Annotated in this window: 13 protein-coding genes; 4 read left to right on the top strand and 9 right to left on the bottom strand. The window is 47.7% G+C overall.

The genetic code is table 11. The annotated features are described in order from the left end of the window. Positions 1-14: 14 nt before the first annotated feature. The 5 genes from HOJ95_06315 to HOJ95_06295 all read right to left on the bottom strand — a co-directional run bounded on the left by HOJ95_06315 (position 15) and on the right by HOJ95_06295 (position 6,545). Positions 15-884, bottom strand: a complete 870-nt coding sequence (locus HOJ95_06315; protein MBT6394298.1) for an MBL fold metallo-hydrolase — start codon at positions 882-884, stop codon at positions 15-17. Between the two features lie 138 nt (positions 885-1,022). Next, positions 1,023-2,276, bottom strand: a complete 1,254-nt coding sequence (locus HOJ95_06310; protein MBT6394297.1) for a hypothetical protein — start codon at positions 2,274-2,276, stop codon at positions 1,023-1,025. 69 nt (positions 2,277-2,345) lie between these two features. After that, on the bottom strand, positions 2,346-3,446 hold the full coding sequence (locus HOJ95_06305; protein ID MBT6394296.1) for an ABC transporter ATP-binding protein: 1,101 nt from the start codon (positions 3,444-3,446) through the stop codon (positions 2,346-2,348). Between the two features lie 12 nt (positions 3,447-3,458). Beyond that, entirely contained in the window at positions 3,459-5,231 is a 1,773-nt protein-coding gene (locus HOJ95_06300; protein ID MBT6394295.1) for an iron ABC transporter permease, read from the bottom strand. A 243-nt stretch (positions 5,232-5,474) separates the two neighbouring features. Next, positions 5,475-6,545, bottom strand: a complete 1,071-nt coding sequence (locus HOJ95_06295) for an extracellular solute-binding protein (GenBank protein ID MBT6394294.1) — start codon at positions 6,543-6,545, stop codon at positions 5,475-5,477. Positions 6,546-6,850: 305 nt separating this feature from the next. Between HOJ95_06295 and HOJ95_06290 the strand changes: the two genes are divergently transcribed. Next, on the top strand, positions 6,851-7,774 hold the full coding sequence (locus HOJ95_06290; GenBank protein MBT6394293.1) for a LysR family transcriptional regulator: 924 nt from the start codon (positions 6,851-6,853) through the stop codon (positions 7,772-7,774). Positions 7,775-8,036: 262 nt separating this feature from the next. On the opposite strand, the gene tatA is transcribed toward HOJ95_06290, so the two are convergent. From tatA to rsgA, 3 genes are all read right to left on the bottom strand, one after another. Further along, positions 8,037-8,246 carry a twin-arginine translocase TatA/TatE family subunit gene (tatA, locus tag HOJ95_06285; GenBank protein ID MBT6394292.1) on the bottom strand — a complete coding sequence of 70 codons (210 nt, stop codon included), beginning with the start codon at positions 8,244-8,246 and terminating at the stop codon, positions 8,037-8,039. A 197-nt stretch (positions 8,247-8,443) separates the two neighbouring features. After that, positions 8,444-8,602: a hypothetical protein gene (locus HOJ95_06280; GenBank protein MBT6394291.1), complete on the bottom strand. Its 159-nt coding sequence runs from the start codon at positions 8,600-8,602 to the stop codon at positions 8,444-8,446. Beyond that, positions 8,592-9,680 (bottom strand): ribosome small subunit-dependent GTPase A, encoded by a 1,089-nt coding sequence (gene rsgA / locus HOJ95_06275; GenBank protein ID MBT6394290.1) that lies wholly within the window; start codon positions 9,678-9,680, stop codon positions 8,592-8,594. The genes HOJ95_06280 and rsgA overlap by 11 nt, the downstream gene beginning before the upstream one ends. A 411-nt stretch (positions 9,681-10,091) precedes the next feature. Between rsgA and HOJ95_06270 the strand changes: the two genes are divergently transcribed. The 3 genes from HOJ95_06270 to HOJ95_06260 all read left to right on the top strand — a co-directional run bounded on the left by HOJ95_06270 (position 10,092) and on the right by HOJ95_06260 (position 12,338). Continuing rightward, positions 10,092-10,343, top strand: a complete 252-nt coding sequence (locus tag HOJ95_06270) for a hypothetical protein (GenBank protein ID MBT6394289.1) — start codon at positions 10,092-10,094, stop codon at positions 10,341-10,343. 78 nt (positions 10,344-10,421) lie between these two features. After that, on the top strand, positions 10,422-10,718 hold the full coding sequence (locus HOJ95_06265) for a carboxymuconolactone decarboxylase family protein (GenBank protein MBT6394288.1): 297 nt from the start codon (positions 10,422-10,424) through the stop codon (positions 10,716-10,718). A 741-nt stretch (positions 10,719-11,459) separates the two neighbouring features. Beyond that, complete coding sequence (locus HOJ95_06260; protein ID MBT6394287.1) at positions 11,460-12,338, top strand: DMT family transporter; 879 nt, start codon at positions 11,460-11,462, stop codon at positions 12,336-12,338. 577 nt (positions 12,339-12,915) lie between these two features. On the opposite strand, the gene HOJ95_06255 is transcribed toward HOJ95_06260, so the two are convergent. Continuing rightward, a complete protein-coding gene (locus HOJ95_06255) occupies positions 12,916-13,419 on the bottom strand; it encodes a hypothetical protein (GenBank protein MBT6394286.1) in 504 nt (167 codons plus the stop codon). Between the last annotated feature and the right edge of the window lie 40 nt (positions 13,420-13,459).

Raw genomic sequence — 13,459 nt, 5'->3', positions numbered from 1 at the left:
ATCGGGTATCTGTGTTACCCGATATCTGCTTTAACTTCGTCGTAAACTCTTTCTATACCAATTCGGAAAGTTTCCTTTCGCTGCTGGAGCCAGTATTCCCCTCGGGATGTGTCCGCCCGAAAGAACTTCTGGAATGATTCATCCGCTACCGTTTCATCTTTGGTCAATCCCTTCTTTAAAACCTCTTCCATCGTTCCCTTGATGGAAACCATGCGTTCCTTTTGGCGGGTGGCCACATCTTTCCCGCATATATCTCCATGACCGGGCACAATCGTTTTGATTGGCAGGCTCTCTATCCACTCAAGGGCCCGAATCCATTCACCCAGGTTCGCATCCCGCATTCCGCCCCCGGTATGGCTCACAACATCGCTTGAAAACAAAACACCTTCCTCGGGCACAAAAATTGCCGATGTAGCCGGGGAGTGACCGCCCATGCGCCGAATCTCAAACGTAAGCGGTGGCAGGTGCAAAACCATGGTGTCCTCAAAACAAAATTGAGGATGCGGAACTGCGGCCCGGGTAATGGCATCGGCCTCTTCTGTATGGCCAAGATCACGAAGTGTTTCAACGAAGATTTCTTTTGAAAAAGCGTTATCACCTTTTAAAATTTCATCGTAGGCGAACTGAGGCGCAATAAAGTTAACTTGCTCTCCAATTCCATCGATGAAAGATGAACCCGTCGTATGATCGCCATGATAATCAGTGGCGATAAGGTATCGAATTCCCTTGGGACTCAACCCTTTGACTGTGTCCTGCCAATCCTTCGAATCCGAAGGCCTTACCGGACTATCTATCAGGACCACTCCCTCATCCGTGACAGCAGCACTTACGTTAGCCCAGTCATATTTCGTTTCTACATAAAGACGTTCGCCCAGTTGTTCCACCGGCTCACCTCCTCGTCCTCGTTAACGAAAATTAGTGCACGGCTCTGTACATACACCAAACCCTACACACCAAAGACGCAACAAGCATTCTCTGAAAAAAAGCAGCGATCAAATCCTATACAACACAACAATAATAAATCAGCCGGTGAACTCCAGTATATCCATGCCCAACCCCCATCGATCGCTTATGTAAATAAGGCCAGTTTCCCGATCCACAAAGACCTCGTTGGTCTGAGGGCAGAAACGCTCCTTGTTGCCGGCTGGAATGAAGTATCCCACTTCCTTTGGCTCGAAAGGATTAGACCAGTCCAAAATACGAAGACCCGCATTGAACCACGTCAGGCAGAGCAGATCGTCGGCTTTCATCCATTGCCATGTATTATGTGCACCGTAGCGGGCACCCTGCTCGCACCAGGAAGAATCCTGAGGCCGCATGGTGATGGGATCGAGTGGATAGGGGTTGAATGTGCTGATCGAAATCGGATCCATATGGTTGCGCATGTCAAAAAAAGTCGCAAACGCTGGTGGATGAGCGCAATTAGTGGTGTGAGTCTCGGTGAGAAGAAATCCGAAATGCGAGCCTTTCGGAACCATAAAAGTGTGAGACGCAGGCGACCAATTATGAGTTTCATAAAAGTTTCGCCGCCACATGAACTCGGGCTTGGTGGGATCGGTCAGATCCATCATACCGAATCCCCCCCGCCGCCAGGCGCACGTAACATAATTGCCGTACGGAATCGCTTCGTGCAGATCGACCCCGCCCTTCGATACGAGATCCAGATCCCAGGTAGGCTCCTCGCCCGCCGCTTCATTTTGACCCGGCACCCATCCTTCGCCAATAAGAGTCGGATTCCTCGGGTCTTTCATGTCATGAATAAGAAGCGCCCGCCCATTGCAACCATCCTTCCTGCCGCCGCTGTACATCAATTTTCGGTCAAAGTCATAAACCGGGCGATGAATACCCGCCCCATCCGTCTCGACATTTTTTACGAACTTAGGATTTCGAGGATCGGTGTTGTCAAAAACCCGAAGCCCGCCAATCACATCGGGGTGCTCCATTCCCGCCCGCTCCTCGACATTGGTGATCAACACATCATCAACCAGAAGGACCTTGTGGGTTCTTCCCGCGGGATTGTCTTCCATTTGTTTAATCATTTTTGGATTGGAAGGGTCAGAGACATCAAGGACCATGAGACCGTTCGAACCGTAAAGGCCTGACCCCATGATGTAGCAAATGCCATCCCGCACACGAATCTGAAAGGCATCCCCCCAACCGTTCAGATCGGAATGCGCCACCAAGCGAACGTTTTTCGACTCCTCAGGGCGTGGCCCTGTAAGGTTACTGGGATATTCACTCTCAGGCTTGTTCTCATTAAAATAGGGCTTGGTCATTTTTTCACCTTTCAAATAAGGAGCACGACAAATTGCAAATCAAAAAAAATCTGAACTAAAAAAATGAGACTAAAGCGACTCTGCTGGCAAAACCAAGCAATTCTCTGGGGCAAACTTCAAAAAAATCTTATCCCCTTCAGCAACCTCATTCTCTATAGAAATCTTCGTTGTGATGGTTTGAGAGCCCACCAAAATTTGACACTCAATCGTCTCGCCAAGAAAAACGGTCTTCTCCACCCGTCCCTCCAATAAGTTTCCTTCTTTGTCTTCCCCGCCGGAAGAGAGACGCAAGCCTTCGGGCCGAACCGCCAATTTGGCCTTGGCCCCTTTGGTTATTCCACTGGGAATTGGGCAGCGCCAAGCACCCAGAGCCGTCTCGATGAGACCGTGCCCATCAGAAGAGTCTTCCCGTACAGTTCCGTCAAAGAAATTCACTTGTCCAACAAACTGGGCCACAAAACTGGTTTTAGGCTTCAGGTATAACTCCCTTGGGGTCGCCTCTTGAACAATCTTCCCGTTGAGCATCACCGCTATTCGATCAGACATGGCCAACGCCTCAAGTTGATCGTGGGTAACATATATCGCAGTGATTCCCAGTTCCCGGGTCAAATCTTTAATCTCCAGCCTTAAATCTTCCCGGAGCTTTGCATCAAGATTACTCAAAGGTTCATCAAGAAGGAGAACCTCGGAACTGGATACAAGCGCCCTTGCCAGCGCTACCCGTTGTTGCTGGCCTCCGCTTAAATTGGGAGCGGGCCGGTGAGCCAGGTCCTCCATCTGCATCAAAGAGAGCACTTCCATTACGCGCTTTTCTCTTTCGGCCCGAGGCACTTTTCTTTTCCCTTGCTTGAGGGGAAATGCCACGTTGTTGAACACCGTCATATGCGGCCATATCGCATACGACTGGAATACCATCCCAATGGGGCGCTCGTTCGGTGGAACAGAAACGCCTGGAGCCACTACAACTTGCTCTCCAATCCGAATCTCGCCACTGTCCGGACTCTCAAGTCCCGCGATACACCGGAGGGTCGTGCTTTTTCCGCAACCACTTGGCCCTAGCAGGGTATAAAATTCTCCCCGGTTGATCGTAAAACTCACATCCTGAAGAGCCGCAACAGGTCCATCCATCGACTCAAAGGTTTTACTTAAATTCGTGACGGTAATCTGCATAGTGCCTCCACCCTAACCTTTTTGGCCGCTAAATTGCGTGACGAATCGTCGCATGAGGAGTGTCAGAGGGATTAAGGCAATAATCAACAAAACCCCCATGGCCGCAGCCTGAGAAATATCCTCCTCCCAGTATTCCCATAACAAAACAGCAAAAACCTGGTTACGCCTTCCCGCCAACATGAGAGGAATGGAAAATGATCGGAGAGCGTGCACGGCCACCCATATCCAACCGGCGGCAAAGGCGGGAAACAGAAGAGGAAAGGTGACTTGCATCAATGTACGGAACGTTGTCGCACCGCTGACGTAGGCGGCTTCTTCAAGTTCCTTGTGCACTTGAACGATCGCACCATTCATTAGACGAGTACAAAACGGGAGATAGGCCACAGATAGTCCCAACACCAAAATCCAAACAGTTCCGTATATTCCAAGATAATTCATAGGAGGAGTTAAATAGGCCATCAGCAAAGCCATCGCGATAACGATGCCCGGAATGGCAAGGGGAAGGAACACGAGAGCGTCCAACACCCCTTTTCCTTTTCCCTTACCCTGCCCCCGAACAATCATCCATGAAACGAAAAAGGCGAGAATCATGGTAGCAGTAGCCGTAACTAACATAAGCACAATTGTATTCCAAAGAACATCATAAACGCGATCATCACTTAGGATTTCGATGAAATTATTAAGCGTAAGAAGATGCATAACTTCTAAGGATGGAATGCGGTAGCTTGGCATGAAACTGGTCCAAAGAAGGATAGTAAAGGGCAAAGCGATAGAAATGAGGAAAAATAAAATAAATAAACCCAACGCCGGGTAGCGCCATTTACCTATTGATATGATGCGGGGCCGGAAGCCTTTTCCCGTGATTGTAGAGAACCGCTCTGAGTTGCGTACCGCACGACGGTAGCCGATAAGCAGAACCATCATGATGACCATGAAAACCACGCCGAACACGGCGCCTAGCCCGTAGTCAAGCGGGGCCTGAACACGGGTCGTAAAGTAGATCAACGTGCTGAGCACGAAGACCCCACCTGGCAGCCCTACAGCTAAAGCGGCTTCAAACGATTCCATGCTCAAAATAAAGGAATACATGCCAGCCGCAAGGATAGCCGGAGAAAGCGCTGGCAGGGTCACTTTAAAAAATGTCGCGACGCCACTCGCCCCGGAAACTCTCGCGGCCTCCTCAAGAGTTGGGTCCATCATTCGAAAACATCCAACGACCATCAAGAAAATCGTTGTCACCCCCCGGATGCCGTCGAGAAAAATGAGGCCGCCCACAGAGAAAATATTGATCGGACCCTTCGCCACATGAATGCCGACCAAATCCAGCAAACTTCGCAAAAAAACGTTCAAAGCGCCGGCATTGGGCGAGAGAAGCAAAGTCCAACCCATGGCAAACAAAATATTGGGTACAGCCATCGGAATCAGAATCATCGCCCATGCGAGATTTCGAAATGGCATGTCTGTTCGCTCGACCAGCCATGCTACGAGAATCGCAAATGTCAGGGATACCGAGGTTCCAAGGCCAGCGACCCAGAACGTTCTTCCCAGGGATTCATAAAAATTAGGTGTGGAAAACGCAGAAGTATAGTTATTTATCGACCATCCTTCAGGAAGTGCGGGATGGCCAATCTGAAAACTTGTGATTAGCAAGCGTGTCACGGGAACCAGCACCAGGAACAAAACAATCGATATGACGAGAACCATCAACAGATTGTTCCTGACCCAGTTTCGCACCCGCAGAATTCGATCCTCTACATTAGGCTGTGGCAACGAAATGGACTTCATATATCTTCTCCTGCGCCAAAAGACGCTGAAGAGTGTGGTTCATTTTATCTATTTTGCTGGTGAGGCAACCGAGGAGATCACAGAAAACCCGAAGTATGCCGGTCCCATAAAAGAAAATTCCGGACCGACCGCTGGACGCTCCCGAATAGAGCGCCCAGCGGCCAAAATTTATTCCGGAAACACGATGGGCAAGGCAACATACCTTCCTAGCGCCATCTGCTTTATTTATTCCCTAGGAGGCTACTACTTCTTCTTCCTCTTTCTGCCCTTGGGGAATCCCCAGGTGGATACAACTTCTCTAGAGGCGTTGGCCTGAACCGCGCCAGCAGCCTTCCAGCCGAACCAGACAGGCTTGGCGCCGGCTTTTCTAATATAGTTATACGCATCCGTTCCCTTGATATTCGGGTTGCTTCTCCCGTACAGGCCATAACCTTTCGCACCATCCGTAGCGAGATAGGAGGCCAGCAAAATTGCTGAATTCGGGGCTTTGCCCCCCTTCATCACCGCGAGGGCCTCGCCAACCTGGTAGGGGAAAATATGGGGAACCACGAATTTAATAGGTGCGCCTGCGTCTTTCCGCAACACGTTTTTGACGGCATGATACTGAACGCCACAAAGGAGTGGGAACTCACCAGAGGCGACCTGTGCGGTTGTCCCATTCGTGCTCGACATCCAAACGGGTTTATTATTTTTCAAAGCCTTGTGGTAGGCAATGCTTTTGTCTTTCTTCCAGTAGAAGTGTAGCTGAATCCATGTAAGGGGCCGCGCGAGCACAGCCAGCTTTCCCTTCCACATCGGATTCAGACAATCCTGCCAATCTTTCGGGGCATTCGCCGCCGATACCAGCTTGGGATTGTAGGCAATCCCGAACTGATTCATCCCTGTGCCCAAGAAATAACCCTTGGGGCTGATAATATCAGCTCTTACCTTGGGGAAGAGAGAGGCATATTTAATAGGAACGATGACCCCGGCCTTGATGAACTTATCGCGCAAGGAACCGGATACGTTTACAAGATCGCTTTCGTAAATTCCGCTAAGCGCCTCGTTGAGTATCCGCTCCCTGCTGGCCAATCCGGAAACATTAGAGAAACTAAAAGAAAGCCCATATTTTTTCTTAAATCCACGCTTTTGAAACTTAATGATTTTTCCTGCCCAAGTCGTAGAAATATGAGCTCGGGGTTCCTTCTTGGCTAATTTAATAATCTCTTCGGTGGTCTTGCCAATTTTGGCCGCCATCGCGGCAGTAGAAAAAACAAGCACCACCATCACCACGAAACACGCCTTTGCAAGTTGATACAGCCAGGATTTCCTCATCTTTTAACTCCCCCCTAAAAGGTTAAAGATTCTCCTACCCGTGAAAAATTGATAATTCAACTACCTTTTACTTATCAACTCCCTCGATCAAAGCCCCAAGGAAGACAATAATCGGACCTTCTTGTGAGGCTCCCTGAAAATGGCGAAGAGGTCATGCCCTGCCTCAAGAGTTACACTAATGAAACTCCCTTAAAGAAACGGCATTTTCCGTTAATTAGAAATTACTATATTGACTTAAATTTATACCTTTGATTGAATATGTCAAATATCACCTACACGCCCCATCAATACATTTGGAGTATAATTTGACTTTGCGCCGTTTCCAGCAATTTGTAGCTGTGGCGGAAGAGAAACAATTTCTTCGTGCCGCAAAACGCTTGAATATGGCTCAGCCACCTTTGAGCAATGCCATTCAAAGCTTAGAGGAAGAACTGGGCGTACAACTTTTTATTCGCAACAGTCGCTCCGTTGAACTCTCAGATGCAGGGGTGGCTTTTTTGGCCGAGATTCGCCTGGCTTTATCACAAGTCGATTTTGCCAAAACGGTTGCTAATCGAATAGCCCAAGGATTTCTTGGTCACCTGAAAATCGCTTCCATATTTTCTTCATCGGTTTCACTAATTCCAGAAATATTGCCCCAATTTCGGAACAAATTCCCAGATATCAATTTAGAACTTCAAGTAATGCCAGGAGACGAGCAATGCACAGCTATTTCTGAAGGGATCGTAGATATTGGATTCCTTCGAAAAGACCAGCTTAATTTGACAACTTTTGATTCGGAGAAACTTACTTTCGAGCCCTTGTGGATGGATCGAATGATCGTAGCACTCCCGAAAAATCACTGCCTAACGAAATCCAAAAAGCTCAACCTCTTACAACTAAAAGACGAGTCTTTTATTTTGCCTCTCTCACGCCGAGGCCGAAATTCCACAGCATCTGTTTTTCATTCTCAGATTTTAAACGCGTGCAAGGAAAGTGGATTCATGCCTAAAATTCTTCAAGAAGCGCCTCTTCGATCAATGATTAGTCTCGTATCTGGGGAACTAGGTATCGCCCTTTTGCCTGGACCTTTAAAAAAACTTGGATGGCCAGGGATAACCTTTAAAACGCTAAGTGACGACTCTCCATTTCTTCAACTAGAATTTGGAATGGCGTGGTTGAAAAAAAATCAATCCCCCTTCTTGCCTGGAATCATTAATTTGGCAAGAAAAACGAAGTTGACCTCATAAAAACCCCCGGCTCCAGAAGAACCGGGGGTCAATTAAATCTGGTAGCGGGGGCCCGATTCGTGACTTATTTAATAACCGTTCCGCTAGTCGAAAAAGCCGCGTAACACTTCTTTATATAGATCGAAAATCTAGAGGATTTACAATTTAAGATCTCGCCAAGGCATTCACTTTGTGGGAGATTAAATATTTTCGGGGCACATTTACGTTACAGAACGTCTACGCTCGGAGGCTGGTCATATTTAGTTTTATCTAGCGCGCCGCCCTAGGAGTCACCCCTATCAACCGGTTTTTCGGTAACCGAGGCCTCGGGCTCTTCCTTCTTTTCGGGAAATTCGTCGTTGATGAGCCCCTTCTTGAAATTCTTGATCCCAGAGGCCAGGCCGGAGCCAATTTCAGGTAGGCGCTTTGCGCCGAATACAAGCACGCAGATCAGGAGAACAACAAGGATTTCCGTAACTCCAAACGGGAACAACGTAATATCTCCTTTTCACTGGTCGCTTAGGTGATGGCCTCCGCGCACACATGCGTGGCAATGATCGACGCATCGCCCACCCGGTCAGTATAACCTAACTTCTTATAAAATGGGATTATGCGACAATTCTCTCCTGTCCGGCCTCCCAAAAACCAGGCCATGCTGAAAAAGAGGTTTTTTCGGTTCTAGACCTCTCCTCAAACCTGTGGGTGGCGAATTACTAATTCGCCATGCACACGAATTGCAGCAACAATATTTCCCTCGGAAAGTTGAGCGAACGCTGCATCGTTAATAACGTTAACAGCCTCGCGATCTCCCGTATTTTCTTCTCGAATTTCTGTCATATTATCGACCATACTTATCATTCTTGGCCTTCTGGACAGATTTTATGAATTTGCCCAATTGCTTGTCCTTCTGCCGTTTTTCATAGTCCGGCATTTCGTTGTAACTCGACTCGCGCCGCATCGCTTCGTAATTCTGATAACGTTTTTCAGACAAACTACCCTCGGCAATCGCCGCCAAAATTGCGCAGCCTTTTTCATTGACGTGAGAGCAATTGTTAAATTTGCATCCACTCTCCAGCTCGACAATTTCTGGAAATGTCTCATCTAAACCAGTCTCGATGAAGAAATTACCCAGTTCACGAATACCCGGTGTATCGATCACCATTGAGGCATTCTCTAATTGGAACAGTTGACGGTTGGTCGTGGTATGCCGTCCCTTACTGTCTTTTTCTCTGACGGGATTGGTTTCAAGGTTCGCGCCACCTAACAGGCTATTAAGCAACGTCGTTTTACCCACACCCGAAGAACCCACCAGACAGTAAGTTTTTTCTGGGTGCAATAGAGCCCGAATTTGATCTAGGTTCGCGCCATTCTCATTACTGAAAGGCAAGACAGTAATATTTGGTATGATCTCTAAAATGGTGTTGATCTTCTCAGTGATTTTGTCATCTGAAATTAGATCGCTTTTACTCAACAACACGATTGGAACGATGCCGCATTCGTTAATCATCACCAAATAGCGCTCAAGTCGTCGGAGGTTGAAATTTTCATCGAGGGATTGGACAATGAAAGCGGTGTTGATATTTGCGGCGATCAATTGATAGTCAACATTTTTCCCTGCCGTTTTTCGCTTCATAAGCGTAATTCTGGGAACAACGTCGTGAATAATGGCAAGCGTATCATCGTCGTAAAAATCAGCGTAAATCCAATCGCCAACTGTCGGCAAATCCATAGTTGAATCTATGGCGTAAGCGAATTTTCCCGCCAATTTCGCAAAAACATCACCACAGCCCTTGGAAATTACATAGCGGTCTTTGCGTACAGTCATTACTCGCGCCAAGTCATGTGCGGATGCGGTTTCGCTGTCCGTATTGGCTTGTAGCGAAGAACTAAACCCCATTCGCCTTATTTTTTCTATCTCGTTTGTCATAGTTTCCATCCTTCTAGTAATCACACGACCCTCGCAATCACGCCGATAAGATCACTCTCTGGCTTCAAAGGTGTGCATGGCGAATTAGTAATATTACCTAAAATCAATCACTTCCTTACCTTGCTCTTGGATGCGACCTGCCCTAGCCTCCCCTGTGCTCCGCAATAAATTGGATCTCATACGAATTCAAGGATTTGAAGTCTGGTGAATTGCCCATTCAATCCGCAATTTAAGATTCGATTTCATATTTCGCCATAATTCTTCCCTACTAACCTGACTCCCTAACCTATTCAATCTACTTGGGATTCACTTTTTGCGGAGCACAGGTACAACTATTAGGGGCAGGTCACCTTGATGAATTAGTATGTCAAAGCTACCCTAATTTCTCACAAATCAAATTGGAGAACATTTATGGCAAGAGTACCTTTTATTCAAAATAACGCAGAGCACCCTGATATTCGAAATGCATTCGAAACTGCAGATAATATTAACGGAAGGGTCGCTAATTCGATGCGCACATTTGCTCATTCCCCGGCTATCCTGAAATTCCTTCTTCCATTACAAACTGTACTTCAAAAAGACGGACTAGGATGCAAACTCGACGGTAAGATGAGAGCTCTAGCTATGATCAAAGTATCTGCTCTTAACGAGTGCCAATATTGAATAAAGCACAATCGCCTAGTTGGGCGAACTGCTGGCTGGACAGAGGAACAACTTAACACACTAAGTGGTGACAACTATATGGAAAGTCCCCTGTTTGATGACCGTGAGAAGTCAGTTATCAAGTGGGCAGAGCTAGTCACATGGAATACTGCAAGATATGACGACAAAGCATACGAAGAACTCTCTAAACATTTTGACACTGCAGAAATCGTTGAACTTACAATGGTAGCTTGTTTTCGCGGACTAATGAATCGTTTTATGGATTCTTTACAAATCGAACTTGAGGGAGAAGAAGTACAAGCTAAGGGTGGACGAGCAAGTGCCAAACCAGAAGACTTACAGGCCTATGTTCAGAGAATGGGAATAATCAGCTGATTATTCCAGCTGACGGCCCCCCCCTTCAAACCGGTCCAAGCTGAATGAGGGGATTTTCGGCACTTGAGGGTTCCCCGAACCCCGCTACCAATTTCAACCATACCCCGGAAACCCTTGCCAGAGAGCATTTGCTACCCGATTATTCAGGTACTAATCCACGGCCCGATTCGTGACTTACTTAATATCCGTCCCTCTTGTCGAAAAAGCCGCTTAAAAAAGTCCCATGTTTAGGCCAAAATCCTAAAATTTCTCAATTTAACTGCTTTGTTAAGTCATTCATTTTATGAGGGATCTACTTTTTGCGGAGCACAGGCTACTCGGCCACAAGACAATCCAGATGACCCTAAGATATTCTCACCTTAGTGCCGACCATAAAGCGTCCGCTGTTCATCGACTGGACACCTATATGGACACCAGACAACAAAAAGGGGCTACGACCTTAGCCGTAGCCCCTTGATATTGTTGGTAGCGGGGGCCCGATTCAAGACTTATTTAATAACCGTCCCGTTAGTCGAAAAAGCCGCTTAGACACTCTTCTCAGACCAAAATCCTAAAAAAACTGAATTCAACGACGTTGTTAAGTTATTCATTTTATGGGGAATCTACTTTTTGCGGAGCACAACCCGAACTATGCTAGGCTAACGCCACTCGAACCGCTATTATCGAATTTCGATAAAGACGATTGACCGGCGGCAAGTTGAAACACCGTTTCATACTGACTCCGAATCCCTGGACATCGAATTGCTCGAGACCATCCACCCAAACATGCTTGCGCTCATCGCCGCTTTTTTAGTTGCGATTTCGCGCACGCTTTACCAAAAAGCGCTTGGCCGCATCAACCCAAACGTCATCACCGCCCTGGTGAATGGCGTGTCCGTCCTTTTCGCCGTGGTTTTCTACCAGATGGGCCCCGGGGTGGAGCAATGGCCGATACAGGGGATCCTCTGGTTCGTGGCGAACGGACTCGTCGGTTCCCTGTTTGGCCGATACATGAGTTTCGTCTCCCAACGGATTGTCGGCGTTACCCGAACCTCCATTGTGATGCAATCCATCCTCGTCTGGTCCACGGGCCTTTCTGTCATATTTCTTGGAGAACACCTGACCACCGGCATCATCGCCGGATCGCTTTTGATCATGGTCGGCGGCGCCCTTCTCGTCTGGGAGGGGGAGAAGCTACAAAAAAAAATCCCCCTGACCTATTACATCGTACCCCTTTTAACGGCCCTCACCTTTGCGCTGGCATTTATCGTTCGGCGGTACGGTCTGGCCTGGATCCCATCTTCGCCGCTCGGTATGGGGATATCCACCGGGACCGCCACCTTCCTAATGACGGGCATCCTTTGTTTCACGACGGAAGAAACCGGCAAGCGCTGGAATGGCGGTGGAATATCGATTGCCGTGGTGGGTGGGGTATTTAACGCCGCCGCCGCGCTTTGTTTCTGGGGGGCCGTTCAGATGGGGGAAATCGTCCAGGTCGTTCCCATTAACCGCCTGTCCGTTCTCTTTGTCATCATATTTTCCTGGTTCTTCTTTCGAAAGGAAGAAGCCATCACCTGGAGAGTGGTCACGGGAGGGGTGCTTTCCGTTGTGGGGGCTTATTTAATCGTTATCGGAAAATAAGAGTTTAAAGCAGAGCCGCCTGGCAATATTTCCAGAAAGATCCTGTTGGTCACCTAACAATCCTGCGATTTTTAACTCCCATAACTCGAGCCCTGTTAAATCTAAAAACACCTGATGAAGCTGCTGGGAAGAATCCACCTACCGAGTGGGGTGGGCTTGTTTTTAATTTGACGTGCCCCCCTCATGTCGGTCCATGCTGAATGAGAGGATTCTTGCTTCTTGGACATGCTCTAAAACCCGCTACCAATTTCACCATGAGCCCGGAAACCATTGCCCGTGTTGCATTCCTAACCCGATAATTCAGGTTCTTGTACCCGGCCCGATTCGTGACTTATTTAATAATCGTGCCGCTAGTTGAAGAAGCCGCTTAAAAAAACCCTTTCTTAGGCCAAAACCCTAAAATTTCTCAATTCAACGATGCTGTTAAGTCATTTATTTTATGGGGAATCTACTTTTTTCGGAGCACAGGGAAACTAGTCCAAGGTTCAAATCCCCTTGGGGTCACTAATAGATTTCGAGTTTTGGGTAGAGGCCGATTAATTTAACGGACCAAAGAACCCTTAATATTTGCTTTCTGCTAACGCACTCCTAAGAGGGAGAAGGGCGAAACGTTCACCAGCCGCACTGTGGTCGTCCCGCAATCGCAAGGAGTTCTTTGCCTTCCCTTTTCCAGCTCATCCATGATCGAAGGGCCGCTTCTTTCGGCAGTCTCGCTGTTCAATCGATCCAGTTGACCTTCGATCTCAGCCCTTTCACGTTGAAGTTCAAACAAACGTTCTTCGTTTTCCCTAATTGTCGATTCTGATGTTTCGATATGTCCTTTGAGTTCGTTCACGCGGTCTCGATATTTCTGAATATCCTCTTCCGACAAATCAGGACTGTCTCTTAAGTTTCTCACACGATCAAGATTGCGCCGTAGCCTAGGGAGGTTTTCTCTGGTAAGGCCCAAATTATATTTACTATAATTAATCCCTCCACCTATGACCCTAAGCCTTTCTTGCAACTTCCTTTTTTCTGCTTCCCGTTGCCTCCTCCTCGTTTCCAGTTCTTCCGCTTCTTTATCGGAAGGAAGTTGGTCCAAGATCGACGCCCTCTGCCGCGTGGCGCAGGGGCAGTCCTCG

The sequence above is a fragment of the Nitrospinaceae bacterium genome (assembly GCA_018669005.1).
GTDB lineage: Bacteria > UBA8248 > UBA8248 > UBA8248 > UBA8248 > UBA8248.
Note: the sequence above shows the minus strand (reverse complement) of the source record. Positions and strands in the feature narration are given on the sequence as shown.